Genomic DNA, 25,475 nt, shown 5'->3' with positions numbered 1-25,475 from the left:
TAAGTTTCCCACGATCCCAGACCCATGCAAATACTACCCTTGACAATTTCCCTTTTTCCTTAACTTGTCACCAATGCAACAGCTCGAACAAGCCTTGTCTGAATTGAAGCAAGCTCAATCCAACCTAATTCACAGCGAAAAAATGTCATCTTTAGGGCAATTGGTCGCTGGGGTTGCTCATGAAATCAACAATCCGATTAACTTTATTTACGGCAATATTACTCACACCCGCCAGTATGCCAATAGTTTGCTAGAACTGGTGAATCTCTATCAAGAGCAGTATCCGAATCCCATACCCATAGTTCAAGAAAAAATCGAGTCTATAGATTTAGACTTTATCATCTCTGACCTGCCAAAAATATTAATTTCTATGATAAACGGCGCTGAGCGGATTTTTGGTATTGTCAAGTCGCTGCGAATTTTTTCTCGCCATGACGAAGCAGAAATGAAATTAGCCAACATTCATGAAGGAATTGACAGCACACTGATGATTTTGCAAAGCAGATTGAACACTAATCCCAGTTTGGCGAATATTCAAGTTATCAAAGAATATGGCAAATTACCGAAAATAGAGTGCTATCCCGGACAGCTAAATCAAGTATTTATGAATATCATCGCTAATGCTATTGATGCTTTAGAAGACGACAGCCACAGCGAGTCGATGGCAGCCAATGAAGCTAATCCCTGCATCATCAAAATTTCTACTAAACTTTTAGAAAGTGAAGTCGTAGAAATCCGAATTAGCAACAACGGGCCAGAAATCACAGAATCGGTGAGGAACCAGTTATTTAATCCATTTTTTACCACTAAACCAGTAGGTAAAGGCACGGGATTAGGTTTATCAATTGGCTATCAAATTATCACAGTAAGACATCAAGGCGAATTGCAGTGTATTTCTGCACCAGGGAAAGGTGCAGAATTTATTATTAAAATTCCTATTAACCTGCAATAAACATTTAAGAATCCCCATAAAACCTCAACTCAACTGTTAGTAGTCAGACCAAAGAGTGATTTTTCTTAAATAGGAATTACGCCCGATTGTTGAGCAACCATTTTTTTTACGAAAAGACTCGTTGTACACAGCATATTCGGTAAAAAACCCGGTTTATGGGCCCCGATGCGTAAGTCCTGATCAAAAAAGAATTCGCAAATACGCCACTTATTTAAGAAGTCGGGTATCTAACAAAATCTTGAATTTTAAACATCTGAGAGCATATTATTACTCAAACTTACCCATTGATCCACGCTTAAATCTTCAGCGCGAGATTGAGGATTTATCTGTAACTCTTCTAGCAAGTGAACGAGTTTATCTAAGTCCACAGCCCCTTTCAAATTATTTCGCAGCATCTTGCGCTTGCTACCAAATCCTAACTTAACTAAATTCTCCAAATAGCGCGGATTAACCGCCGCAGTTTCTATCTCTCTGGGAAGCAGCCGCACCACAGCGGAATCGACTTTTGGCGGCGGAAAAAAGTCTTTAGAGGGTACATCGCAAATTAACTCGCATTCTGCTAAATACTGCACACGCACTGACAGCGCGCCAAACGCTGTCGAACCCGGTTTAGCGTAAAGCCTTTGGGCCACTTCTTTCTGCACTAATAGCACGATCGCATCGAAGGGTTTAGCAGCAGGAACAGATATTGTTCCCAGCAGTTTTTGCAGGATCGGGCCAGTGATATTATAAGGAATATTGGCAACAACTTTATTGGGATTGTGGAATTTGGGAAAAGCCGTTAATTCAGCCTCTAAGTCCATTTCCAAGAAGTCGCCTTGCAGCAGTAAAAAATTGTCGGTTTTGCCGAGTTGTTTGGCTAGCTTGAGACACAAATCTCGATCGATCTCCACAGCAACAACAGACTCAGCCGCAGGCAGCAAACGCCGAGTCAAAATCCCCGTGCCCGGCCCAATTTCCAGGACGCGATCGCGATCCAAAGAAGCCGCTTTCACAATCTTATCTAAGGCTTTCTCGCTTTTGAGCCAATGTTGAGCAAACTGTTTCCGGGGTCTGGTCGATCGCATTTTTTGAATTTTTGGAGAAATCTTAGCCTGTCATTCTATCACAGCTTAATATCTTTTCCTAACCTACGGTCATGTTTATTTTTGTTAACAGGGGTTGAATTAAGCAAAAAAGTTGGGCACTATAATAAGGACAAACGATAAAAAATACATTTATTTCTTCCCAATTACCAACAGCACAACACCTAAGTCACGGAGACACGGATAGCTATTTTTCCAAATAACCAATAACAAATAACCAATAACAAATAACCCATAACCAATTACCACTTCCCCAAAAATGAAATTCCAACGAGTATTTGGTACATTACCCAAAACCACCGCCAGCGCCCCCGGCAGAGTAAACCTGCTGGGCGAACACACAGACTACAACGATGGATTTGTACTTCCAACTGCAATTCCCCAGCGCACCACAGTACAAATCGGCTTCAGCAGCGACGATCGACACCATGTTTATTCAGCAGAATATGACGAACTCATAAATTTTTCAGACGACGATACCATACCGCAAAAATTCGTCAGTTATATCTGTGGCTGCCTGAGACTTGTAGAAAAAGAAGGATACAAAATACCGCCAATAAATCTCTACATTACCTCAACTGTGCCGATCGGAGCCGGTTTGTCCAGCAGCGCCGCTTTAGAAATAGCCACCCTCAGAGGACTGCGCGCGCTGCTAAACCTCCCCCTAGACGACGTGCGCCTAGCTCAAATCGGACAGCAAGTCGAAATCCGGTATGCCGGCTTGAACTGCGGTATCATGGATCAAATGGCGTCGAGTTTAGCAGACACCAACACCATGCTATTAATCGACACCCGCAGCCTCGAATGTCGCCCGATACCTTTTCCCGCCAACACAGAAATTTTAGTAATTGACAGTGGCGAAAGCCACCAACTCGCCACAGGAAGCGGCTACAATCAGCGGCGCGCCGAGTGTGAGGAATCCGCGCGGATATTGGGAGTTAAAGCTCTTAGGGATATCGCCGATCCCCAAGCTGTCGAAGTATTGCCGGAACCCCTCAGAAGACGAGCGCGGCACGTGGTTACTGAAAACAACCGCGTACTCGAAGCGGTAAAATCTTTGCCAGCCAAACGTTTTGGCGAGTTAATGAATGCTTCCCATTCCAGTCAGCGCGACGACTACGAAGTTTCGGTGCCGGCAGTAGACACGCTGGCGGCCATCTTGCAGTCAATTCCGGGAGTCTTCGGCGCAAGGCTGACGGGCGGAGGTTTTGGCGGTGCTTGCGTAGCCTTGGTGGAGAGTGGGAAAGCGGGTGTTATCGCATCCGAGGCGATCGATCGCTACCAGCGCGCGGGTTATAGCGGCCGCGTTTTGGTTCCCGAAGTTAAAGTTACTTCTTAACTCCAGAACTATCTCCCGACAGGGAAGGCCAGCGCACAGTCACGATTACCGAATCCTCCTCGGCAGACCAATAATGAGGCACTCCCGGCAGCCAGAGAGCATAATCTCCTTCGCGAGACAGCAAGATTTCTTGTTCTGGAAATTGCAGGCGAAACCGCCCTTTTACCAGGATAGAAAGCGTCGTGGCTGCCGCATTTACCGCCCACTCAGTCCTACAATCTCCGGCGGGGTGAGTGCCCCATTTTACTTCTAAAACAGAAGTCGATCGCGGGTCATCTTCTGGCGCCATAAAGTGACCCGCAAACCAACCGCCCCGACTTGCACCTTCAGCGCCCGCATTTCCGAAAACCACTTGAGATGACATCAGCTAATCACGTAAACAACAAAGATGCTTAAATCGGGGGACACCATCTAACTTATTACTTGCGGCCCGAAGGTTGACCTTCCGTAGTCGCTATTTCGCCAGCTTCCATCAACTGCTTAAAACGACGTAAATCATTGGCAATTGGCTGTTCGGGAGCTTCGCCAAATAGTTTAGCAGCGCCAGCACCAATTGCACCGCCGGGAGGGTTGTATTCGATGACAACTTTTACCTCTGTACCGCGTCCCGCTGGTGCCGGTTGAAAGCGCACAAAGCCAGAATTGTCAACATCAGATCCTTCCACAGACGCCCAAGCAATTAAGCGATTTTCTTCTTCGCGGACAATCTCTGCATCCCATTCCACACTATTACCCATCGGCGCGCTGGCAATCCAGTGAGAACGTGTTTGATCTATTACCGTAACGTGTTTGAGATGCTTCATAAACCGAGGCAAATTTTCAAAATTGCGCCATAAACGGTACAATTCCTCAGTCGGTTTGTCGATCGTCACCGTCTTTTCAACTTTAATGCTTTGATTCGGATCTGCAGCCGACTGCAAACCCTCCACAACCCCCAGCCCGCGAGCGGCTAAACCGCCGCCCGCAACCGCCAGCAAAGCACCTCTCAAAGAACGCTGCGACAAGCCAAAAAGCACCAGCGCCCCGCCACCAATTAAAGATGCCCAGCGTTCGGTATCGCCGCTGCTACTTTGGTTTTGTTTGTCGGAATTTGTCATTGAACTAGATTCCATTGGTTTAAACCTGGTAAATTAATAGCGGAAAATAGCAGCTAAAGGGGCCTCGTCCGGAACTTTTTCCGGTGGCACCGCGTAAACAGTTCCGCCGTTGAGAATAGTTTGAATTGCTGCGACATTCAACAAATCTTCGTCACCCAATTCTGCATCGGGATGGATTTGCACCGAGTTCGTATCGGGATTAAAACTACCCCACTGCTGAACGCCAAGAGCAACAAATAGTCGATCGACCCGTCCAAAATAAGCAGCCGAAACAGCTTCTTTCAAATCAGCAGAAATTTTATCGCTTCCTGTCAGATCGTGGTATTGTGCGATCGCCTCTGACTGAGCCTGCAAAAACAAAGGTTCCACCAGCGGAAAAGCTTCGGTCCGCAACTCTTCCGGCTTGAGAAGTTTCTGATTGCCTGTAATTCCTTCTTCAAATAAATGCGGGTAGGTATTAGCTTCTCGGTAAAGCGGGAGCAAATACTCAACTCCAGCTAACACTAAAGGAGCTTTTTTGTTGTGCAAATATTTGTGCAGCGCCCCATCGATTATGTGGAAATACTGCAATATTTCGTGCTGGCGCTCATCTTGATCAGGACTTCCTTGACCGTGAAAACTTCCCGGATGCTGAAAAGAATTATTAGTGCCTCCTTTTGAAGTAGCAATCCGAAACTGACCATCTTTAGCAGTCGGGTCATATTGCAGAGCCTCCTCAAGGCTTTTCGGCAAGTTTTCAACTTCAACTTCCCTCGCACTGTAAGACGTACACTCAATCAGCCTCACTTCCTTCTGACTGAGAGCTAAAACATAAAATAAATTATCTCCTGTCAGCATAGGCATCAGCGGTTTGACGTGAAAATTGTCGCTTACAACCACTAATTCATCAAAATTCACCGGACAGGTATAGTAGCGGAAAAATCCCGAACCGACAAAAATCGCCAGCAGGTTGCTTTGATTTTCCCAAAAGTTTTCCTGGTCAATTTCTGCTCGGACTGGCTCTAGCAATTGGGCAGCTTCTTTTTTGTCAAATCCGCACTCTACTATTTTGTCTTCAGCCTCTCTGATTAAATTTTTGAACCGAATCGGATTTTGTTGAACTTCTGTTCCTTGAGCGACTGGCATATAAATTGATACGCACAATCCAGGAGATTGTTGTACCAGCGCTTTGAGTTCCTCTACAGATATTAAGTTCACCGCTGAAACTCCTTTGCTAAGGGGTTTTGTAATAAAAACAATCGATTGTTTAAAATGTATCTCTCCTGACATGGCCCCTGCGTCTGCCTAAAGTAATGATCGCCTGCTGTAGAGCCTTTCATCCCCGAACTAAAACCCGGTTTGCAGCCGCTGTTCCAATCGAAGTGCTTATGACCTAAGATAGACGCGCCTAACTCGGGCGTTACTTTACCATAATTTAATTTAGCCTGGTTCAAATACTCGTTATATATAATAATGAAAACAAAAATTTTTCTGGGGTTGCTCTGGGCAACATTTATTGCCTACACCTTACTGCTAGCTCCTCTCGATCAGCCCGGAACGCTAACAGTTATGGAAAAAATGCTCAAGTTGCAGCTAGAAGGAATCAACCCCTACCTTGTCACCATATTCGCTCTCATGGGAGTCTGGCCGATGGTCTACGCTTGCCTCCTATTTATTGATGAGAAAACCCAAAATATATCCGCTTGGCCTGCTTTCCTCGCTTCCAACGGCGCCGGCATCATCGGCTTAATTCCCTATTTACTCCTCCGCCAGCCTCAGCAAGAATTTTCCGGCCACAAAGATATGTTGATCAAAATATCAGACTCCCGCTGGACAGGGATTGTACTTTTACTAACTACTATCTGGCTGTTAGCTTGGGCTTGGTTAAATGGAGATTGGGGAGATTATGTCAGGCAGTGGCAATTAATTCCTTTTGTGCATTTAATAACTTGGGATTGTTGCTTGATGGCTGTAATATTTCCCTCACTTTTGGGAGACGACATGGCACGCCGCGGACTCTCGGACGATCGCATTTTTTGGGCAGTCTCTCTAGTTCCGCTGTTAGGGCCGCTAGTTTATCTTTGTCTGCGCCCCCCTCTGCCAGAATCTCCAACAGAAATCGGCACTTTCCCACTGACAGCCAGAAGTTAAAACATTGAAAAATTTGGTAGTGTTCAAGATGTAATGATATAGGAGTAAAGTTTATTTCCTTCTCGTCTGCTCATGCCTGCCTCTCTAACGAAAGCGTTAGGGGCGATCGCGTAGTCTGGGTGTACCGTAGAGAAAGATTTTAATTGTCCTGAAAATCTCGATCGCGACTTATGAGGTGACTCTATGGAGCCAAATGATACATCGGCCCGCTACGACCGAATAGCCCAATGGTGGCAAACTGAGCATCAACATTCAACCTACGGCATTGCCCAATTAGAACGGGCGATTAAATTTACTTCTAAGCAGCACGCAGCACTTGATGTCGGGTGTGGAAGCAGCGGGCGTTTTATTAACAGTTTATCCAAACATGGATTTCAGCCTGAAGGACTTGATATTTCTAGCGAAATGATCGATTTAGCCCAGCGGCTACATCCAGAAATCACGTTTTACCGGGAAGACATTTGTGATTGGCTGCCGCCGAAACTTTACAGCCTGATTGCAGCGTGGGATAGCACGTTTCACCTGCCAATCAACAGGCAAGGGCCTGTGATACAAAAGCTATGCGATGCGCTTGAACCTAATGGAGTGATCCTGTTCACTTGTGGCGGCGGACATACAAGCAGCGAGGTTTCGGGAGCATTTCAAGGTCAAGACTTTGATTACAGCACTTTGGGTGTAGATACTTTCCTGCAAATTCTGGTTGAGCATCATTGCACCTGCCGCCATCTCGAATATGACCAGTATCCTGAAAATCATGTTTATATTATTGCCCAAAAGACCTAATTTATTATTCGCACGATTAAGCTATGGGATGTCGCAACTGGTGGCTGTAACCGGACGTTGATGGGCGATCGGCTGTATGAAGGCATGAATATTCCAGACCGGGCGGATTGACGAACGCTCAAAAATCGACTCTGAGAGCATTAGGGGCTTTGACATAATCATACTTAGTAGCAAGTTCAAAGCGCAGCTTTAATATCGTTAAGTTCCAAGTCTGGCAATTTTTCGCAAAACTCAAAAATTTGCTCCCCCGCAGCTAGCAACTCTAGGATATCGATGACTCGAATCCGCATTCCCCGGATGCAGGGACGACCGCCACATTGTCTTGGGTGCACTGTGATTCTGTCAAACAGATAAGCAACGGATGCTCGCATTGGTTAAAATTGCTTGAAACCTTTCTCTCTAGCTTACTTCATTTATCGCCCCAAACTCACACCGCGATCTAATTCTGCGATGCCACCTCGATCGAGCGCATCAACTACGTTGCGATCGTTAGTATGAGTTCTTGAGCATTAAACAGTTTACGTTTGGAGGCATTGAGAAATTCGATGCTAACTGGTTCGTCACTTTCGTCATAACTGACAATCACGCCTCCAGGTTCAGAGATAGCATTAGCTGGAAACGCATCACGGAAAATAAAAATCAGAATGTCTGCTTCTGCATCGTATTTAACTTTCATTGGGATTCTCCTGCCAATATCGCTTGACTTGATTTGTCCAGTACAGGGTTAAAATTCGCCTGGTTTTGCCAATTTCAACAAAGGGTACTCTCAGAAGACCATTGCCTCGTTTAATTTGAGCCACCAAAACATCCTCTTCCACGATAATCTGTTGAGGATTGGTGACAGTCGCTTCAACCTCTTCCCTGGTAATTCTCAATCGCTCCTCCCATTGTTACTGACGCTCCTGGGCGTGTTTTGTCCAAACAATTTGCATATATCCTCATACTCCCGATTCCTCTGTAGGTTCCATTTTGGATTTTGCATTTTTAATTCTAACGCCTCTATAGGGTTTTCATCTATTATAGGTATAGTTAAGATTATAAAATTTATGACCACAGCAGTATCTATTGACATTGGTAAGCTCATTACACACACTCCCGGACTGCATGGTGGATGTCCCCACATCGTTGGTAAAGGCATTACCGTTCGCCGCATCGCAACCTGGTACAAGCGAGGATTGAATGCTGAAGAGATTTGCGATCGCATTCGTTAATCTCCCTTCTGTTTCCAGACGTGCTGCCGAAAATTGCCGAGTAATTTGGTGTCTCTAGGGCGGTTGTTCTGAATAAAACTTTTCTCTCAGTTAATTCTCTAAATTCTATGTTGGAAGAACCGTTGGCGAGCAATACCAGTGAAGAAAACTCTCTAGTCACCGCTGTGATCTCTCATGTAGTGAAACCGGGGCGCGACCAAGGTTACGAAGCATGGTTTCATGGCATCGCTGCAGATGCACGAAAATTCAAGGGACATCTGGGTGTCAGCACTATTCGACCCCAGCATCACGCTCATCCTGAGTACGTGGTCATTCTCAAGTTCGATTGCTACGACAATCTCAAGACATGGCTAGAATCTGATGTTCGGCGAGAGTGGATTGAGCGATTACAGCCCTTGATTGAAAGGCCAGAAGATATTCAAACCCTGACCGGATTGGAAACCTGGTTTACGCTGCCCAATAAATCGATGAAGGCTCCACCCCCTCGCTACAAAATGGCGTTAGTTACATGGTTGGGAGTGTTTTTTACCATTTCTATTCTCAATCGTTTGCTGGTACCGCTACTATCAGGGCTTCCTGCCTTGCTCATATCTCTGATGATCACAGGCCTCACTGTTATCCTGCTCACCTATTTGATCATGCCGCGCTTAACACAATTATTTCGCAAATGGTTATATCCCATTCCCTAAATTAAATAAACAAAACCCGCTAGATGCGGGCTGAATTTTAAGAATTGCAATTTAACTCACTACTATGACTTAGGCAGAAACCGGGTTTTTTAGCGAAATAGTGGATTTGAGACTTTAATACTGGTGAAAAACCCGGTTTCTTTGGTATTTCTGCGTAAGTCCTAACTACATCACAACTGCACTAATCAAAGTTTGCACATTTTGTACAACAGCAGTAGTAAAATTATGAGTCACAGGCAAACTGTCAACCACTATTCCGGCGCACAATAGCATCAGGTACAGAATAGAGTATTTAAAGAGCGATCGCGCAACAATCTTATCCTCTGGAGTCTGCAACAGCAACCAAGCTTTTTGGGCAAAAATAGCACCCAGGAAAATAGCTGTACCCGCATACACCGCGCCCGCTAAATGCAGGGGATAAACTAGCAGCAAAGTTGCAGGAATCATCAATAGCGTGTAAATCCAAATTTGGCGGGCTGTCTCTTCGTCGCCCTCAATTACGGGTAACATCGGGACGCCTACTTCCTTGTATTCGTCGCGAATCATCATTGCTAATGCCCAAAAATGCGGCGGTGTCCACAGGAAGATAATCCCAAACAGCAGCCACGCACCCCAACTCAAATCTCCCGTCACCGCAGCCCACCCAACTAGCGGCGGAATCGCCCCTGCTGCACCGCCAATGACGATGTTTTGCACGCTGTGACGCTTCAGCCAGTGGGTGTAAATTAGGACATAGAAAACGATGCCTGACATTGCTAGCAATGCCGCTAATAAGTTGGCAACAACTGTCAGCAATGTAAAGGATATTGTAGCTAGGGCGATCGCAAATATCAAAGCATCCCGCTTCTTGACACGCCCGGAAGGAATCGGCCTCCACCGGGTGCGCTCCATAATATAATCGATGTCGCTGTCGTAGACACAATTAATCGTATTCGCCGACGCAGAAGCTAAAGCGCCTCCGGTAATAGTTGATACCAGTAATAGCGGGTCTACTTCTCCTTTGGCCGCCATCCACATTCCTGCTGATGTGGTGATTAGCAGCAGTAAAATAATTCTGGGTTTTGTTAGTTGATAGTAACTTTTCACCACTTGCGAAAAGTTTTCGTGGAGGCGGGGGCTGTCGTTGGTAAGGATTTCTTGCATCGGTTGTAAGCTGTTAGTAATTATTTGCGAATTCGTCATTAGGTTGTATGGGCGGGTTTTAGGATAAATATTTGCTGTAGCTACAAGGATTAATAAACCCGCCCCATCTTACTTATCTCTCAAGCTGATAAAACTCGATCGCGCCAAGCTAAAACACTAAAAGCTATCAGGGTTCCCAGCAAAGCAGCACCGACTGCTTGGTGGGCGACTGTCAGCGGTTCTACCTGAAGGTGCAGCCGGAATGTTGCTAATCCCAGAACTAATTGAGCAATTAGGCAAACACTCGCCCAGTTAGCCAGTTTTCGCAAGTTTGGACTCAGTGCAGGCTGCCGCCAAGCCATGACTGCTACGGCTAAAGTCGCTGCTGTAGCTGGTACGATACCGGCGATGTGGCTGTTCATTACCGAGCACAATTCTGAGGAGTCTAAACATTGGTGCAGTGCCCATCTAGAGCCTACTAATGCTCCTAGCAAACTTTGCAGGTAAACTAATAATGCTGCGATCGAACTTACCCAAGCTAATTTGCCGACATTTCCTGTAGCTTGGTAGGGAGTCAGCATGAAACCGATGACTAGCAGGGTGCCAAAAAATAGTAAAGCTGTTCCCAAGTGAGCGGTAACGATGTCAAATCTCAGCAGTTGTGTTACTGTCAAGCCGCCCAATACGCCCTGAAAAACGATTAGAAATACTGCCCCAGCGCTCGCCCAAGGCAGCCATTTTGGCAGGCGGCTGCGGTAAAACAAAGATAGTCCTAAAAGTGCGATCGCGCTCAAGCCAATTGCCGCTGCGTCCAACCGGTGAAACCACTCCAGAAATACCTGCAAATTCATTTGCGCTGCGGGTATTAATTGACCGTAGCACAGCGGCCAGTCGGGGCAAGCGAGCCCCGCATTCATGACTCGCGTGGCGCTGCCTACGGCCATTAACAGCCAGGTTGCGATCGCAATTTTCCACACTAGACCGCGGATAATATCTTGTGGCTGCCACTGCACTCCTGCTGCGTTTGGCTGATTTACAACTGAGTTTGCCATGAACTTTACCTTAGCCTTTGTTATCGATCGAACTTAATGAAATAGCGAGCTTTTACTTTTGCTGAGCTTAGCGGAGCTTAACACTCTTTTTCTGTGACAAACCGTCATATATACTACCTTAGCGACATCGCAATCCAATTAGTTTGTCTTTAGATATTTTTCAACTTTCCTCTTTACATTACAAAGTATTGCAGCTATTTTTATAAATTTCAACAAACTTTAATTATTTTACCGAACCCTTTGCTGTTACAGCCTCCCTCCCTGTCCCCCTCGCGGAGAAAAATAAAGATATGATTAAGAAAAGCTTTTTTTCAAAGGTTTATGATATATATCCAACTTTGAACGTAAAAATTTGTAACTAAATACAGGACTGAAGAGTTAGCCCCTAGGTGTTTTTCAAGGTAGTTCTCAGGTGTACTCACGTCAGATTGTATAATTCAGTTCCAACACTCAGCGTTTTATCTAATTCACCAGTTATCATTTCTTGCCTGCTTAACTAAATTTGGAATGGAGGAAGTGGCGCTCTTGCAGGGTAGGGTTCACTAATCTTTGATGCGGTAACTTATAAAAATTCCTGCATTTTTCTGGTGGAACCACCTTGAAAGCATTCAGACTAAAGAGTGCGATCGCTATTTTGACTATGCCAATGTTACTGAATTATATCAGATCCGGGCGATCGCATATAATAAGGGAATAGTGACTACTGGATTTTAGGCTTGCAGGGTGTCTCAGCTCCGAAATCATCAATTGATAGATCCAATCACTCTATCTGATGCAATCTATATCAATTCGGGATCGCCAAGTTAAAATCACTTTTTCTCCTGGTTCAATGTTTTTGACTCGCTCCTAATAACTAATGACTAATGACTTCGTTATTTCAAAAATCTAAAAAGGTAAAATTATGTCCCAAAAAAACGAAACCGCTGTTCTGGTATTATCGCTCCTAATTACGATCGGGCTAGCCGGTGCAGGTATTTGGTGGCTGACAAGCCGAGGCGGCATCAATGTCGGGGGTTTATCACCCCAAAATCCGACTTTTCCCAACTCGGCGACGGGGAATTCCCCCCAGTCAGAGCAGGCAATTGGGCAGCGTCTGAGTGCTGGCGAAAAACTGTTACTTCCAGATCAAGCCACAACAACCAAACAAGCAGCAGTACAGGCGATCGCATCTGGCAACTATAACGCAGCTATTTCCGACTTACAAGCTTCGCTGAAAACGAATCGCAACGATCCCGAAGCACTAATTTACCTCAACAACGCCCGCATCGGCGATCGCAAATCCTACACAATTGCCGCCGCAGTTCCCATTGGCAGCGATATCAATGGTGCTCAAGAAATTCTGCGGGGCGTCGCTCAAGCTCAAAATGAAATCAACCAAAGTGGCGGCATTAGCGGTACTCCATTAAAAGTGCTAGTTGCTAACGACGACAACAACCCAGAGATTGCCTCGCAAATTGCCAGTGCTTTAGCAAATAACTCTGAAGTTTTAGGAGTGATCGGGCATTTTAGTTCTGACGCAACGCTAGCAGCCAGCAAGATTTACCAGCAAAAACAATTAGTAGCAATTTCTCCCACAAGTACGTCGGTGCAGCTTTCAGGAGTTGGCAACAATATATTTCGGACAGTGCCGAGCGATCGGTTTGCGGCTAATGCTATTTCCCGCTATATGCTGACAAAATTGCAAAAGCAAAAAGCTGCTGTATTTTTCAATTCTGCTAGCAATTATAGCAAATCTTTAAAAAGTGAATTCACTACTGCTCTTTACGGAGATGGCGGACAAGTAGTATCGGAATTTGACTTTGCTAAGGGTAATTTTAATGCTGCCGAGAGCTTTAAAAGTGCGATCGCCCAGGGAGCAGAAGTGATTGTTTTAGCAGCCAATACCGCCACGCTCGACCAAGCTTTGCAAGTAGTGCAAGTAAACGCCAAACGCCTGCCGTTACTAGCAGGAGACGATGCTTATACTGCTAAAACACTGCAAATCGGTGGCGCAGCCGCAACAGATATGGTGCTAGCTGTTCCTTGGCACATTCTCGCAGATCCGCAGTCAAACTTTCGCCAAACATCCAAACAACTTTGGAATGCTGAAGTAAGTTGGCGCACAGCTTTAGCCTACGATGCGACGATCGCCTTAATTGCCGGTTTAGGGCGCAATCCGACTCGTACAGGTATTCAACAAGCGTTATCGGCGTCAGATTTTTCCGCAAATGGAGCATCGGGCCCGATTCGGTTTTTACCTTCGGGCGATCGTAATCGCGCAGTTCAGTTAGTAACTGTTAAACCCGGAAATCGCACCAGTTACGGTTACGATTTTGTGCCGATATCTGGTTTGTAAACTATTGGCGATCGCCCAATTTCGGTTATACTATTCATTGGTAATTTCTAGGGTTGGTCAAGCAGAAAGGCTTACGAAATGAGTAGTTATATCAAATCCGCTTGCCTCGGAATTAATATTACGCACAATCAGGAAACGGCAGTGCCATTTCCCTACAATTAATCGGGTGAGAATTACATCTCTCATTAAGTGTTCTTGATTATTTGGGCGTAGGGAAACGGCATTGCCCAAGGCGTGTCAACTTAAGCTTTTAGTCCATCAATCCTCCCGCCTACCCGCCAGTCCGCCAGGGGTTGAAACCCCTGTCTAATAGCAAAAGTCCTCTGAAGAGGACTGAGAATAAAAATTTTTAAACTCATTAGTCCTCTTTAGAGGACTTTAGCTTTGAGGCAGGGAATTCATTCCCTGTCGGACTGTGGGACAGTCGGACTACTAAATTCTCCCATACTTACTTCTGTTTGATTACAACCAAAGTAATGTCATCAAATACTTTTTGCTCCCCGATGTATCGCCGCACGTCGTCAATAATAGCTTGCTTGATTTCTGCTGCTGACTTTTCCCTGTTAATGGCAACAAGTTCAATCATTGGCTCAATACCGTATTCCTTTTGATTCATATCAAAAGCTTCGGTAATTCCATCTGTGTAGAGTACGACAACATCCCCGGAATTTAACTCTATTTCAGTAGTAGCAATGAAATCGGCAATATCTGGTTCCAAGGCGATGGGAAAGCCTAACTCCATCGTATCAATCCGCTCTACTTCGCCACTGGAACGCACGACAATTACCTCTTCGTGCTGTCCGCTCAAACGCAGGATGTTGTCCCCCCGATATTCCAGCAAAGAAAGGCTCATACTTTTACCGCAATTGATGCGCTCTACGTTGTCAAAAAGCGTTTGGTTGACTGTCTGCAATAATTTAACTGGGTCGGTTTCATTGTGAACTAACAAAGTGCGAATTGCTGTTTGTGCCATAATCATTAACACGCCGCTTTCTAAACCGTGTCCTGTCACATCGCCGATGCCAATTGTGGCTTTACCGCCGTAATTTAGTACGTCGTAGTAGTCGCCGCCAACTTCATCAGCGGGTTCCATGAATGCAGCAATTTCTAGCCCTTCAATTGACTCTAATTCCTGCTGTTGAGGCAAAATCATTTGTTGCAGGCGGCGGGTTACGTCTAGTTCGGCACTCATGCGAAGGTTTTCTACTTTTAGCCGATCGTTCAAAACTAATATTTCTGCATTAGCTTGGGCTAATTGTGCGGTGCGATCTTCTACTTTTTGCTCTAAAGTTCGGTTGTAATCTTCTAATTTTTCGTAGAGAGTTGCATTTTCAATCGAGATCGCAGCTTGAGCGGCAATGATTTTTAAAGTTTCCACTCTTTCCGAGGTAAATGCGCCGATCGCCAAATTATTTTCTAAGTAGAGAATTCCACCGAGTTTGCCTTGATTGAGTAGGGGAGTGCAGAGGATCGATTTGGGTTGAGTAGCGGTAATGTAAGAGTCGCGAGTAAATTGTCCTTCATCGGTGGCGTTATTTAATACTACATTTTCGTGGCTGCGAGCGACGTAGTTAACTATGGCGGTTGATAGCAGGGGAATTCCAGTTGCAGGATCTACGGAATCTACGGGAATGGATTGCATAATGGTAATGATCTCGCATTCTACTGCTGCTTCCGCTTCAATCGCCCAATTCCCGCCTTTATCCAGAAGGAGAAAACCTTTTTGAGCGCCTGCGTTTTCAATCACAGTTTTCATCACCTGGTTTAACAATTGTTCTAAAACGATTTCACCGGAGATAGCTTGCGATGCTTTCATTACTGCGGCAAAATCTAGCGCTTCGCCGGAATTGCTACCAGTTGTGGTGATTGGATTGATGATATTATTTTCAGTATCTGTTCGGGTTGAACCAAGCGACTGAATGGCTAAAAACTGCGGGTATCGCCCTTCTAAATCTTTTACCTTAGCTACAGCCCCCCAGCGCTGATAAGCATAGTGGGCATCTTGCAGGTAGTGACGGGCAACATGATTTTGATTTCTGGCTAAATAAAACCTGCCTGCTAGTTCGTAGGCGAGGGCTTCTTCGTTGAGATATTCGTTTTCGCGGGCTACGATGATGGCTTTATCGTAATATTCTCTGGCATCTTTATCGTTGCCTAATACGCGATCGCGTTCCGCTTCCACTAGATAGAATTTGTGCAGGTAATTCATGGGAGCCTGCTTTGCCCATGTTTCCATTTTTTCTTGTTTAGCAGCCACCTTTGTCAGGATTTCTTCTCTTTCCGTTTCTGAGGAATTAGGATATAGCGCCAATCGGGCTAACATATCATACAAATAGACAGGAGGGAGAATATACGAAGAACCTGCATTAGCTGAGTATTCTTCAAAGCAGTCGGCATTCTCAACAGCTTGCTGAAATTCCTCAAAAATATAACAGAGAGTAACTTTATGTGAATAAGCTTGCATGAGCGCAGTTCTATCGCCACTTTCTAGATGAATTGGTATCATCTTTTCTTCATCATATACTTCACCAATCAAACGGCAGGGATTTTCTGCTTGTCCCATCAAGTTTAGGATCGCCTGCATATAAGTTTGAGTCCAATGAAGGTAAGGTTCCTGTTTAGTTTGATAAGTAACTTCAATTGCTTTTGCCATCTTTTTCTTCGCATCCATCAACTCCATACCGCTTAGGTACAAAGCGTAAGCATGGCTAGCTATAGCACTAGCAGCATATTCAATATCTCCTGTTTCTATGCCACTTTGATAAGCTTCCATACAAAAAGATGATGTATCTTTGAGAGGTTCATTCCAATGCTTGAGAAATAGATGATACATTGCATAAGTTCTGGCTTTGAATGTTTGATCTTTGAACCGTTCTAGTAGCTTCAAAGCAATTTGACCAAACTGATAGCCAGTGTCAATTTTTCCTGTTAGGCATAGGATTAGCCCATAACCTACGTATGGAAAAGCAGAATCAGCGGAATTACCATACTGAACTGATAAATTGACCTGTCTGCACCAATTTACCAAGCTCAGTTGATTAATTGCTATGAACGCAGGACCAAATAAGTAGTTCATGATCCTCATAGCTGCCAGTTTATGCGGATCTACCATTTGGGGTAAGTCGATTAGCTCCTGGACTTGCCTACCTGCTAAGGCAAATTTTATCTGCTCTATCTCTCGTGTCAGATCCGATTGGTTCGGTCGTTCCGGTAATTCTACCCCTAGTAATTTCATAACTTCTAGCCCAATGTCGATCGCCTCCATAAATTTCGTTTGGGCGCAATAAGCTTGCATTTTAATTTCATATATTTTTACTTTTTCTAACAGCGTTTGGGCTTTTTGCAAAACTACCCCAGCTAAGCGCTCCATTTCATCGTAATTAGCAATTGTATAAGCTGCTTCTGCTGCTTCTAAATGCAAATCTAAGGTAAGGTTGTACTGCTGCAACCAACTCTTTTTATTTAACAAACTTAAGCCGATATGAAGGTAATTGAAAGCTGGTTGGCTAGCCGCTGAAGATTTGGCTTTTTTACCGGTCTTTAAGTTTAATCGAGCTAACTCGTATCGCTCTATTTGTCGCTCAATCAGCGCACGGCCTTTGTTCAACTGATTGACAATATCAAACAGCTTCTGTGACAATTCTTCAGATGATGTATTTTGGAGTAATAACCTTCCCACTCGCAGATGTACTGACTGTCTATCTGCTTCGGAGATGAGAGAGTAAACTGCTTGTTGAATGCGGTCGTGGGCAAATTTGTATTCTGCAACTAACTGATCTGACAAACCTGCTACATCAAGTTCCGCCAACTGATAAGCATGGCTGAGGGGTATAATTAGACCAGATTGGAGTGCTGACCGTAAATCGGTTGCTGTTTCTTGGAGAGATTTTTCATAGATAATCGCCAGTGTTTTCAAGTCAAACTGATTTCCTACGCAAGCTGCTAATTTCAATACTGCCTGAGTTGCTGTCGGGAGTTTTTTTAAATTTTTGCTCGTTAGTTCTAAAACGTTATCTGTAAGCGGTTGCGCTTTGATTTGTTCTAAGTCCCACTGCCATTTCTGAGATTCGTAGTTAAAATACAACCATGCTTCAGAATGCAGGGATTTTAAGAATTCATTGATAAAAAACGGATTACCACCTGTTTTTTGCTGGAGCAATTCGGCAAGTGGCTTAACATTTTTTGATGCTGCAAAAAACGTATCAACTAAAAGTTGCGTAATATCGGTTAAGGCTAAAGGTGCCAGCAATATTTTATTAATGGTTGTTACTTTTGCTTTGGCAATATTTTCCAAAATTTGAGTTAGCGGATGTGCCGAGCTTACTTCATTATCGCGATAGGCGCCCATGAGAAATAGATATTTATTATCTGCTACTGTCATCAGCAGTTGAATTAATTCCAGCGAGGCTATATCTGCCCACTGTAAGTCGTCTAAGAAAATTACTAATGGATGTTCGGGCTGAGTAAATGTATTAATAAATTTTTGCAAAACCCGATTAAAGCGATTCCTCTGTTCTGCTGGCGGGAGATCTGGTAGGGGTGGTTGGGAACCAATAATTAGTTCTACTTCAGGAATAACTTCAACGATTACCCCTCCAGCTTCCCCTAATTCCGCTTGGAGTTTCTCTCGCCACTTGCTAATTTGGGCATCGCTTTCTGTTAGTAACTGCCGTACTAACGAACGAAATGCCTGAATTAAGGATGCGTAGGGAGTATCTCGTTGAAACTGGTCAAACTTACCAGAAATAAAATAACCATGTTGGCGAGTCAGCGGCTTATATATTTCTTGTATTAATACAGTTTTTCCAATCCCAGAATATCCAGAAACCAGCATCATTTCACTGGTTCCTTGACTAACTCGCTCAAAAGCAGCTAATAGGGCAGAAATTTCCCGTTCTCGCCCGTAGAGTTTTTGGGGAATTTGAAATCGATCGGAAATATTGTGCCGAGCAATTGGGAAAGGGTCAATTTGCTCTTTGCTCTGCCACTGTCTGAGACATTCTTGTAAATCTGCCTTTATTTGATATGCTGACAAGTAGCGTTCCTCAGCATTTTTTGCCATTAATTTCAACACGATCGCCGAAATAATTGGTGGAACTTCTGGTTTGAGTTCGTGCGGTGGGGTAGGTTGTTTAGCAATATGACAATGCACTAATTCCAAAACATCATTCGTGGGGAAAGGTAACTGTCCGGTTAGTAATTCATAAAAAGTTATCCCCAGAGAGTAAAAATCAGTGCGGTAATCGATTGTTCGATTCATGCGACCTGTTTGTTCTGGCGAGATATAAGCCAGCGTTCCTTCTAATATGTTCGGGTTAAGAAAGGTTGGGTTTTCTTGCGACAGTGTTGTGGAAATTCCAAAATCAATTAGCTTCAGCTTACCTGTCTGCTGATTTAAAACAATATTTGATGGGTTAATATCTTTGTGGATAATGTGCTGCTGGTGAACCTGACCGAGAATGTCAACAATTTCAATTGCCAGATGGAGAAATTCAGCAATTGTAAATTGTTTCTTAGCGATTATCTGATTGAGGGATTCGCCACCAAAATCTTCTAAGGCAATTACCCACTGATTTTCTAGGTTTTGGAAGCTGTAAACATCTATTACGCCTGGTAAGTTAATGTTTTGGGTTATTTCATACTCTCGCTTAAACCAGGCAATTTTTTCAGGTGAAGGATAGGATTCTTTGAGCATTTTGAGGATAACAGGCAGATTGTCTGCTTGCCGATCTCCGCGATAGACTAACGAGTTACTGCTCTCATGCAGTTTTTCACTAATTTGGTAATTTTGCATAGTTAGGTTTTTATGACAAAAAACCGCAACAAGTGCGGTTTGAGCTTGTGAAATATCAATCTACTTTCTAAAAGTGTAGACAATTATGAGCGGTTTGACTTCAATACCACATCTTACTCAGAGTCAGGTTTGGGGTCTGACGGTGGAGAAGGAGGAAAAGGGTCTGGATCTGGCAAGGGATCGGGGCCTGGATCGCTAGTGGTAATGGCAAGTGAAATTAGTTCGTCTGCAAAGAACGCTGCAATTTTAGCGGAGTCTTTGCTCATCATTGCAGTTTGCTCTGCTTCAGATAAACCTACCTCGTCCATTAAAGACCTGGGGTTATTGATAAAAACACTTTGTTTGTTGGTGTCAAGTGCTAAATCTGTTAATAAATCAAACAGTTTACTCATGAGAATCATCCTCATCTTTAACGTAGTGAACAGTGAATAATGTAAGCTAATCGTCGTTAATTTTTTTCAGTCAATTCCCTTGAATTAGGGGTTTCTGTACTCGTTTCATAGAACTCTCATTGTAATCCAACGAGGAACTTTCCAAATATCGTTCGCCGTTGTTCCTCCGAAAGTACTGGAGTTTGATAAAGCCTTTCCCCGGTGTAGTAACGATTGATTGCCGCCGCAAGCTCCCGATAAGGTTGTGCTGTTCCAATAATACTGTCTTGATCCAGAATTTCGCTGAAGTCACTAAGCAAGAAAAGAACAATGCTACATGTCTCCGTCAGGGCAAAATTTTTCCATAGCCATAATAGTGCCTTCTCGTCAACTTTTGAACTAGGGTCATCTTCCACATATTTCAAAATAAGCTGTGTTAATTTATGATCGTTCCCAGCCTCCTCCTTTATATTGTTCAAAATCTCAAATTTTGTTTGCTGAGCACGAATTTGTTCTCGTAAGACGTTTTTACATATTTCAGAAAATTCTGACTCTCCGTCTTGAAAGAATCTTTGTAATTTTGATTTAAACTTCTGAATCTCCTGGTCTGGTAAAGGCTCCCCCCTATGCTGTTCCTTCTTTTGGTTAGCTTCAATTACGGTAAGAATTAGCTGAGCAATCAAGTCACCTGGTTGAAGTATCAAGGCTTGTTGGGCAAAAGCGATCGCTCTACCGTAGTGTTTGTCTTTCCGTTTTTGGTCTTCTTCTTTTTTCGTTAAATAAAAAGACAGCAATGCGTGTTCATGAAGATTTACCCTCCTAGTCGCTAAGAATGGAACCGGAGAAGGAGAATTTTGCAAAACCCCCATTTCCGGAGATATTACTGTCTCTACTTCTAAATCCCAGTATGAATCCTCGTATTCTTGAGCCAATCTGTAAACCGTTGCTCGCATACCCCATGCCCAAGCGTATGTGGGGATAAGTTCAATCGCTCTGTTAAAACATTTCAACGCCTCTTCTTTACTGGGGATATCTATCTCATTGGTACTTAGCAATTGTAGCTCGCGAGTCATTTCCAGGCGGTAGGTTGCTCCCAAGTGAGCTAATGCCCACGCATAGTTGCTTTCTTCTGGTTTTTTAGCATTAAGTGCTTTTGTGAAATGTTTTTTAGCGCATTCAAGATATTCCGGTTTCCGATTTTCCGCAATTGCCCGGAGACGATAAATTTCACCTAGCTGTGCATGTGCCCAGAAATACAGATCCTTCTCTTTGCTCGTCGCTTTCTTTAAATAATCTTCTGCTTTCCCATAATCCATCCACTGGCAATAAATTGCTCCTAGATGAGCATTGACCCAAGCATTGTCTGGATACTTTTCTAGGAGTTGTTCAAAAAGCTCGATCGCCTGTTCGTAAGCCTTTGACAAGCGAAAAGTTTCTGCTCTTTGAGCAATCATCTGATCGTTGAGATCCATCTGCATAAAATCCTCCTGAAATGTTACTTGATGTTGAATTACTTGAACTTTGTTTTCTCAAACACTTAACTAGCGAGTAATGCCTGAGTTCTTGGGTCGTCCCGCCAATCCAACCAAGCTGGATCGTGACCCACTAACTCAATGGCTTCATCATTGATAGGAATAGCTTCTCGCAGATATTGCCATGCTTGTTCGCAGTTCCCTGCCAAAATTGCTAAGCCGCAGAGTCGGTAGAGAATATCTCCCCGATCGCCTGTATCCCATTGAGCAAGCAATGCTGTCCGTGATCGCTCGATTTCGCTTGCTGCTTTGTCCACTCCTTGCCAACGCGCTTTAGATACTGCAATGCAGTACAAAGCTGTCGTGTCATCAGAAACCTGTTGCAACCTCTGCTCGCAACAGGCGATCGCCTCAGAATATTGACCGTCATAGCAAAGGATCAACCCTTTCTCAATTTGCCAATTTTTTACAAATATGGTTCTGTCAAGGGCGATCGCTCGCTCGAAGTCAATCAGAGCTTGATCGTAGCTTTTAATCAAGGCATAGACGCGGCAGCGATAAGCGATCGCCCAAACGTAATCCGACTGACGCTCAATTGCTCGATCCAAGTCAGCCAGCGCCTTTGGGTAATATGCTTCTCCCAGAAAGCGGTAGGTTACGCCTCGGTGAGCGATCGCCCAATTATAATCAGGGTTCAGTTCAATGGCGCGGTTGAAATCTGCGAATGCCTCCTGATAGCGTTTCATCAAATAATAGGTTTCGCCCCGGTGTGCGATCGCCCAAGCATTGTTAGGTTCCAAGTCGAGCGATCGGTTGAAATCATCTAACGCAGCTTCAAAATTTCCCGTCAGCCGATGAGTTTCACCCCGATGAGCCAGAGCCTTCCCATCGTCAGGATTTTGTTCTATATAAAGCGACATTACCACATTTTTTCTCCTCTAACACATACACTTTTTGTCCAGCAGACAAAAAGTGTAGTTTTTACTACATTCTCTTGGCAAAATACCTTAAGTTTCTTTAACAAAAGACATACCCAACCGTGCCATCATTTCACTGTCTACAGGTGCAGACGCTTGAGGCGGAACATAAAGTGTCGAAACTAGAGTAACACGAGTTTCAGCCAGTTTGGACAGAGGAATATGCTGGATAACTGGCTCGCAAACCGGATAATAAACCGCTGCTTCGTAAACAATTACTTCGTGGTCAGAACCATAGTGCATTTCTAACACTTCAGTTAACACCTTTAGACCGCGCAATTGAATCTCTTCTTGATAAAAACCCAGATTGCCGATCGTCGCAATCTGCCACAAAATTAAAGCACTGGTCGGGTCAAATTTACGCCCCCGAATCAGAAAGTCAGTGGCTTCAAAACTTTGACATCCGTTGCGTCCTGGGTCAAGACCCAAGTCAGCAAATAAGCAATCTTCCGCTGAAATTCCTGGTAACATTTGCGCCCTAAAACCTTCCCGACGCGCCTGTTTAATCGCTTCATGGGTGGGGTAAGCGAAAACACCGGGATGACCGTAAAAAACTGCACATACATTCAACCCCTGACGAACTTCAGCCAAAATGCGATCGACCATCTCCCGGTATGTCTCTCTGCGCCGCTGATTGTTGGTATTGTAAGGCAAGGCTTCTGCGGTGGGATTGAGTGTCTGTAGCCATTTAGCAGTAACAGGATCGGCTACGGCGAACAGAACTTTGTCAGCTTGCTCGATCGACGCCTTCGCTGCTAAGGTCAGATGACCAACTAATTGAATCCCCGTCCCGACAACAGTTAAAGATCCCGTTTTCAAATGTAACTTCCTCAATGCGATCGCAAAATGTGTTTCAGTTATGGTAGTAACGCAAATTGCTAATTATATAATTAAAGCTGCTAAGAGGTAAGTTGTTACGCTCTTTTAGCTGTTATTGCAGCTCGGATAAAAGCAAAGCAAGCAAAACAACGTAAGTAGATAGGCACGAAAATTTATCGTTGAGACAAGGCAGAAGGCAGGAGGCAGAAGGCAGAAGGGAAGAGGGTTTTAGCTCGCTTTACTTTTTGTTACATACTTCTGTTTATTTGCACCTTCCTACTTAGGATGATACAAATGACAACTTAGCGTTGCTCGGTCTTCCTGAAAAATCCGATCGACTGCTACTTCAAACGATCGCCAAAATACTGCCTATAAAACTCGCAACTCACCGTCGCCAGATTGCCTTGTAAATTTACCAACCCCATACTTTCCAACTTAAATGCCTCCACTACATCCAATTCTACAGGTGTGCTGCTTTTTACCACTCGCATGAATGCTGCCAGCAACTATGGCTCCATTACGGTTCATTTAAGCTCGATCCGCCCTAGCCCCCCTCCTTAAAAAAGGGGGGGACAAGAACTTACTCTTGCGTCCCCCAACAATCAGCAGGGCGGTTTCATTCTCACCAAAATCGGGATTTTGACTCTTGTAGTGCCAAGAATGCCTACCCTCTCACAGACGATTTCACGGCGTTTCAGACATGGGGGCAGCCCCTACAAGAGAATGAAACAACCATCTCCTGTGCGAATACACCGCACAGGAGATGTTGTGAACCGGGGTTTAGTCCTGACCAACTTTATTGCTAAATTCTCACTGCAAAAGATGCTGCTAATTCCCGTTCTGGTTCCATACCAACTGTAGGCGGCATGGAACGATTTGCTACTTGCTCGATCAGTTGTAGATGTTGCGGCAGCATTTTAGCTAAACTGTAGCGTTCTAGGGCGGTTTGACGGGCTTTGATGCGAATTTCTGCCATGCGGGTAGGATGGTCTAAAACTTCATCAATGCGATCGGCTACTTGTTTCGGTGAGAAGTAATCGACCAGCAAACCGTTCTCTCCATCGCGGATAACTTCTCTGACTGGCCCTGTGTCGGAACCGATTACTAAACATCCGGTTGATAGAGATTCAATCATAGACCAAGATAGGACAAAAGGTCTGGTCAAATAAACGTGTACGTCGGATGCTTGAATTACTTTTAGATACAGTCCGTAAGGTAGGGGCCCGACAAAGTGAACTCGCGACAAATCTAGGGGTACTTTTTTGAGCATATAGTCTTTGTAAGACTCGCCGTTTGGTAAAGAACGCCCATAACAAACTCTTTCTGAACCAACGATTACGACGTGACAATTGGGGCGGCGTTCTTGTACATAGGCGATCGACTCAATGAATTCGGGAAAACCTCGGTAAGGTTCCATTCCCCGCGATACGTAGGTGACAATTTCATCAACGCCAGACAAGTCTAAGTTAGGCAAAACCAGTTTAGCACCGGGGTCTGGTTTGAAGTAATCGGTATCTACGCCGTCGTGGAGTGTGGATAATTTTTGTTGTAATTCTGGCGGAAATTGCGATCGCTGCCAATAAGTGGGCGACAAACCCCAATCACAAGAGTATAAATCGATCAGAATCGGCGCATTTTTGATTCTAATTCGGGCCATATCGTCAACTGTTAAAGGTTCCGCTGGGTCGAAATCTGCGTCGGAACCAATAGCATGATAAAACCACTCGAAATAGCACAAAAGCGGCGTATTTGGAAAAGCTTCTTTGACAAATAATGTCGGGCCCCAACCGGAATGTCCGCAGATAATATCGGGTACGAAACCGTCGGCTTTGAGTTGTTCTGCCATTCTAAATACGGCTTGTCCGTAGATGACGGCACTTTCTAAAGGGCGGACGTATTGGTGAGTCTGCGCGTGGGGTTCCCGGCTGGGGGTAAATGCTGCTTTGCGAACGCCGGGAATGTTCCACTCTGGGCGCTCGTTTTTAGTACCGAAGACAATTTGATTTTTGGGATCTGCGCCTAAAGCCGTGATAATGTGGCGGTATTGGGCGGGGAAGTTGGGATGGAGAAATAATGCTTTCATTGTCAGTTGTCTGTTGACTGTTGACTGTTGACTGTTGACTGTTGACTGTTGTCTGTTGACTGATAACAATCTAAAATCTAAAATCGATTGACTGTTGACTGTTGACTGTTGACTGATAACAATCTAAAATCTAAAATCTAAAATCTAAAATCGATTGACTGTTG

The 25,475-nt window shown here is 44.4% G+C and carries 24 protein-coding genes; 7 read left to right on the top strand and 17 right to left on the bottom strand.

What is annotated here, in order from left to right:
• The first annotated feature begins 73 nt into the window (after positions 1-73).
• Positions 74-952, top strand: a complete 879-nt coding sequence (locus Q5691_RS16640; protein WP_333345719.1) for an ATP-binding protein — start codon at positions 74-76, stop codon at positions 950-952.
• A 245-nt stretch (positions 953-1,197) separates the two neighbouring features.
• Here the strand turns inward: Q5691_RS16640 and rsmA are convergent, their stop codons facing one another.
• Positions 1,198-2,019, bottom strand: a complete 822-nt coding sequence (gene rsmA / locus Q5691_RS16635; protein ID WP_333215018.1) for a 16S rRNA (adenine(1518)-N(6)/adenine(1519)-N(6))-dimethyltransferase RsmA — start codon at positions 2,017-2,019, stop codon at positions 1,198-1,200.
• A 277-nt stretch (positions 2,020-2,296) separates the two neighbouring features.
• Between rsmA and galK the strand changes: the two genes are divergently transcribed.
• On the top strand, positions 2,297-3,376 hold the full coding sequence (galK, locus tag Q5691_RS16630) for a galactokinase (protein WP_333345716.1): 1,080 nt from the start codon (positions 2,297-2,299) through the stop codon (positions 3,374-3,376).
• Here the strand turns inward: galK and Q5691_RS16625 are convergent.
• From Q5691_RS16625 to Q5691_RS16615, 3 genes are read right to left on the bottom strand one after another with little or no spacing between them, the layout of a single operon-like run.
• Positions 3,366-3,740: a signal peptidase I gene (locus Q5691_RS16625; RefSeq protein WP_333215022.1), complete on the bottom strand. Its 375-nt coding sequence runs from the start codon at positions 3,738-3,740 to the stop codon at positions 3,366-3,368. The genes galK and Q5691_RS16625 overlap by 11 nt on opposite strands.
• A gap of 55 nt (positions 3,741-3,795) precedes the next feature.
• Entirely contained in the window at positions 3,796-4,473 is a 678-nt protein-coding gene (locus Q5691_RS16620; RefSeq protein WP_333345713.1) for an SRPBCC family protein, read from the bottom strand.
• A gap of 33 nt (positions 4,474-4,506) precedes the next feature.
• Complete coding sequence (locus Q5691_RS16615) at positions 4,507-5,670, bottom strand: baeRF3 domain-containing protein (protein WP_333215026.1); 1,164 nt, start codon at positions 5,668-5,670, stop codon at positions 4,507-4,509.
• A 255-nt stretch (positions 5,671-5,925) separates the two neighbouring features.
• Here Q5691_RS16615 and Q5691_RS16610 point away from each other — a divergent pair, with 255 nt between their 5' ends.
• The gene (locus tag Q5691_RS16610) at positions 5,926-6,603 is read left to right on the top strand and encodes a DUF2834 domain-containing protein (RefSeq protein WP_333345710.1); all 678 of its coding nucleotides are present in this window, start codon (positions 5,926-5,928) and stop codon (positions 6,601-6,603) included.
• Positions 6,604-6,786: 183 nt separating this feature from the next.
• Positions 6,787-7,386, top strand: a complete 600-nt coding sequence (locus tag Q5691_RS16605) for a class I SAM-dependent methyltransferase (protein WP_333345707.1) — start codon at positions 6,787-6,789, stop codon at positions 7,384-7,386.
• 21 nt (positions 7,387-7,407) lie between these two features.
• Here Q5691_RS16605 and Q5691_RS16600 read toward each other — a convergent pair whose 3' ends face one another.
• The 4 genes from Q5691_RS16600 to Q5691_RS16585 all read right to left on the bottom strand — a co-directional run bounded on the left by Q5691_RS16600 (position 7,408) and on the right by Q5691_RS16585 (position 8,261).
• Positions 7,408-7,542: a hypothetical protein gene (locus Q5691_RS16600; protein WP_333345704.1), complete on the bottom strand. Its 135-nt coding sequence runs from the start codon at positions 7,540-7,542 to the stop codon at positions 7,408-7,410.
• Positions 7,543-7,562: 20 nt separating this feature from the next.
• The gene (locus Q5691_RS16595) at positions 7,563-7,757 is read right to left on the bottom strand and encodes a DUF433 domain-containing protein (protein ID WP_333345701.1); all 195 of its coding nucleotides are present in this window, start codon (positions 7,755-7,757) and stop codon (positions 7,563-7,565) included.
• 104 nt (positions 7,758-7,861) lie between these two features.
• The gene (locus Q5691_RS16590) at positions 7,862-8,062 is read right to left on the bottom strand and encodes a DUF2283 domain-containing protein (RefSeq protein ID WP_333215034.1); all 201 of its coding nucleotides are present in this window, start codon (positions 8,060-8,062) and stop codon (positions 7,862-7,864) included.
• Entirely contained in the window at positions 8,052-8,261 is a 210-nt protein-coding gene (locus tag Q5691_RS16585) for a hypothetical protein (RefSeq protein WP_333227892.1), read from the bottom strand. Before Q5691_RS16585 ends, Q5691_RS16590 begins: the two co-directional genes overlap by 11 nt.
• Before the next feature lie 171 nt (positions 8,262-8,432).
• On the opposite strand from Q5691_RS16585, the gene Q5691_RS16580 reads away from it, so the two are divergent.
• Both Q5691_RS16580 and Q5691_RS16575 read left to right on the top strand, forming a co-directional pair.
• A complete protein-coding gene (locus Q5691_RS16580; RefSeq protein ID WP_333215038.1) occupies positions 8,433-8,597 on the top strand; it encodes a DUF433 domain-containing protein in 165 nt (54 codons plus the stop codon).
• Positions 8,598-8,704: 107 nt separating this feature from the next.
• Entirely contained in the window at positions 8,705-9,286 is a 582-nt protein-coding gene (locus Q5691_RS16575) for an antibiotic biosynthesis monooxygenase (RefSeq protein ID WP_333227894.1), read from the top strand.
• A 165-nt stretch (positions 9,287-9,451) separates the two neighbouring features.
• Here Q5691_RS16575 and Q5691_RS16570 read toward each other — a convergent pair whose 3' ends face one another.
• Together Q5691_RS16570 and Q5691_RS16565 are read right to left on the bottom strand one after the other, a co-directional pair.
• Entirely contained in the window at positions 9,452-10,429 is a 978-nt protein-coding gene (locus tag Q5691_RS16570) for a heme o synthase (RefSeq protein WP_333215046.1), read from the bottom strand.
• 119 nt (positions 10,430-10,548) lie between these two features.
• Positions 10,549-11,460 carry a heme A synthase gene (locus tag Q5691_RS16565; protein WP_333227896.1) on the bottom strand — a complete coding sequence of 304 codons (912 nt, stop codon included), beginning with the start codon at positions 11,458-11,460 and terminating at the stop codon, positions 10,549-10,551.
• Positions 11,461-12,361: 901 nt separating this feature from the next.
• Here Q5691_RS16565 and Q5691_RS16560 point away from each other — a divergent pair.
• Positions 12,362-13,795 (top strand): ABC transporter substrate-binding protein, encoded by a 1,434-nt coding sequence (locus Q5691_RS16560; protein ID WP_333227898.1) that lies wholly within the window; start codon positions 12,362-12,364, stop codon positions 13,793-13,795.
• Between the two features lie 448 nt (positions 13,796-14,243).
• Here the strand turns inward: Q5691_RS16560 and Q5691_RS16555 are convergent, their stop codons facing one another.
• From Q5691_RS16555 to Q5691_RS16525, 7 genes are all read right to left on the bottom strand, one after another.
• Positions 14,244-19,589: an AAA family ATPase gene (locus Q5691_RS16555; RefSeq protein WP_333345697.1), complete on the bottom strand. Its 5,346-nt coding sequence runs from the start codon at positions 19,587-19,589 to the stop codon at positions 14,244-14,246.
• 113 nt (positions 19,590-19,702) lie between these two features.
• Positions 19,703-19,981, bottom strand: a complete 279-nt coding sequence (locus Q5691_RS16550) for a hypothetical protein (protein ID WP_333212298.1) — start codon at positions 19,979-19,981, stop codon at positions 19,703-19,705.
• Between the two features lie 116 nt (positions 19,982-20,097).
• On the bottom strand, positions 20,098-21,438 hold the full coding sequence (locus Q5691_RS16545) for a tetratricopeptide repeat protein (protein ID WP_333212300.1): 1,341 nt from the start codon (positions 21,436-21,438) through the stop codon (positions 20,098-20,100).
• A 59-nt stretch (positions 21,439-21,497) separates the two neighbouring features.
• Complete coding sequence (locus tag Q5691_RS16540) at positions 21,498-22,352, bottom strand: tetratricopeptide repeat protein (RefSeq protein WP_333345694.1); 855 nt, start codon at positions 22,350-22,352, stop codon at positions 21,498-21,500.
• An 87-nt stretch (positions 22,353-22,439) separates the two neighbouring features.
• Positions 22,440-23,228, bottom strand: coding sequence for an SAM-dependent methyltransferase (locus Q5691_RS16535; protein ID WP_333345691.1), 789 nt, complete (start codon positions 23,226-23,228; stop codon positions 22,440-22,442).
• Between the two features lie 341 nt (positions 23,229-23,569).
• Positions 23,570-23,734 carry an AAA-like domain-containing protein gene (locus Q5691_RS16530; protein ID WP_333345689.1) on the bottom strand — a complete coding sequence of 55 codons (165 nt, stop codon included), beginning with the start codon at positions 23,732-23,734 and terminating at the stop codon, positions 23,570-23,572.
• 296 nt (positions 23,735-24,030) lie between these two features.
• Positions 24,031-25,311 carry a glycosyltransferase family 4 protein gene (locus tag Q5691_RS16525; RefSeq protein WP_333073645.1) on the bottom strand — a complete coding sequence of 427 codons (1,281 nt, stop codon included), beginning with the start codon at positions 25,309-25,311 and terminating at the stop codon, positions 24,031-24,033.
• Positions 25,312-25,475: the final 164 nt, after the last annotated feature.

This window comes from Microcoleus sp. w1-18aA5 (genome assembly GCF_036701705.1).
Classification (GTDB): Bacteria; Cyanobacteriota; Cyanobacteriia; order Cyanobacteriales; family Microcoleaceae; genus Microcoleus.
Note: the sequence above shows the minus strand (reverse complement) of the source record. Positions and strands in the feature narration are given on the sequence as shown.

Excerpts from the sequence above, each read along its gene's own strand:
- Q5691_RS16555 (WP_333345697.1), bottom strand. The coding sequence starts at position 19,589 with ATGCAAAATTACCAAATTAGTGAAAAACTGCATGAGAGCAGTAACTCG.
- galK (WP_333345716.1), top strand. The coding sequence starts at position 2,297 with ATGAAATTCCAACGAGTATTTGGTACATTACCCAAAACCACCGCCAGC.
- Q5691_RS16580 (WP_333215038.1), top strand. The coding sequence starts at position 8,433 with ATGACCACAGCAGTATCTATTGACATTGGTAAGCTCATTACACACACT.
- Q5691_RS16610 (WP_333345710.1), top strand. The coding sequence starts at position 5,926 with ATGAAAACAAAAATTTTTCTGGGGTTGCTCTGGGCAACATTTATTGCC.
- Q5691_RS16625 (WP_333215022.1), bottom strand. The coding sequence starts at position 3,740 with ATGTCATCTCAAGTGGTTTTCGGAAATGCGGGCGCTGAAGGTGCAAGT.
- Q5691_RS16590 (WP_333215034.1), bottom strand. The coding sequence starts at position 8,062 with ATGAAAGTTAAATACGATGCAGAAGCAGACATTCTGATTTTTATTTTC.
- Q5691_RS16640 (WP_333345719.1), top strand. The coding sequence starts at position 74 with ATGCAACAGCTCGAACAAGCCTTGTCTGAATTGAAGCAAGCTCAATCC.
- Q5691_RS16570 (WP_333215046.1), bottom strand. The coding sequence starts at position 10,429 with ATGCAAGAAATCCTTACCAACGACAGCCCCCGCCTCCACGAAAACTTT.
- Q5691_RS16565 (WP_333227896.1), bottom strand. The coding sequence starts at position 11,460 with ATGGCAAACTCAGTTGTAAATCAGCCAAACGCAGCAGGAGTGCAGTGG.
- rsmA (WP_333215018.1), bottom strand. The coding sequence starts at position 2,019 with ATGCGATCGACCAGACCCCGGAAACAGTTTGCTCAACATTGGCTCAAA.
- Q5691_RS16545 (WP_333212300.1), bottom strand. The coding sequence starts at position 21,438 with ATGCAGATGGATCTCAACGATCAGATGATTGCTCAAAGAGCAGAAACT.
- Q5691_RS16600 (WP_333345704.1), bottom strand. The coding sequence starts at position 7,542 with ATGTCAAAGCCCCTAATGCTCTCAGAGTCGATTTTTGAGCGTTCGTCA.
- Q5691_RS16605 (WP_333345707.1), top strand. The coding sequence starts at position 6,787 with ATGGAGCCAAATGATACATCGGCCCGCTACGACCGAATAGCCCAATGG.
- Q5691_RS16575 (WP_333227894.1), top strand. The coding sequence starts at position 8,705 with ATGTTGGAAGAACCGTTGGCGAGCAATACCAGTGAAGAAAACTCTCTA.
- Q5691_RS16620 (WP_333345713.1), bottom strand. The coding sequence starts at position 4,473 with ATGACAAATTCCGACAAACAAAACCAAAGTAGCAGCGGCGATACCGAA.
- Q5691_RS16540 (WP_333345694.1), bottom strand. The coding sequence starts at position 22,352 with ATGTCGCTTTATATAGAACAAAATCCTGACGATGGGAAGGCTCTGGCT.
- Q5691_RS16525 (WP_333073645.1), bottom strand. The coding sequence starts at position 25,311 with ATGAAAGCATTATTTCTCCATCCCAACTTCCCCGCCCAATACCGCCAC.
- Q5691_RS16550 (WP_333212298.1), bottom strand. The coding sequence starts at position 19,981 with ATGAGTAAACTGTTTGATTTATTAACAGATTTAGCACTTGACACCAAC.
- Q5691_RS16560 (WP_333227898.1), top strand. The coding sequence starts at position 12,362 with ATGTCCCAAAAAAACGAAACCGCTGTTCTGGTATTATCGCTCCTAATT.
- Q5691_RS16595 (WP_333345701.1), bottom strand. The coding sequence starts at position 7,757 with ATGCGAGCATCCGTTGCTTATCTGTTTGACAGAATCACAGTGCACCCA.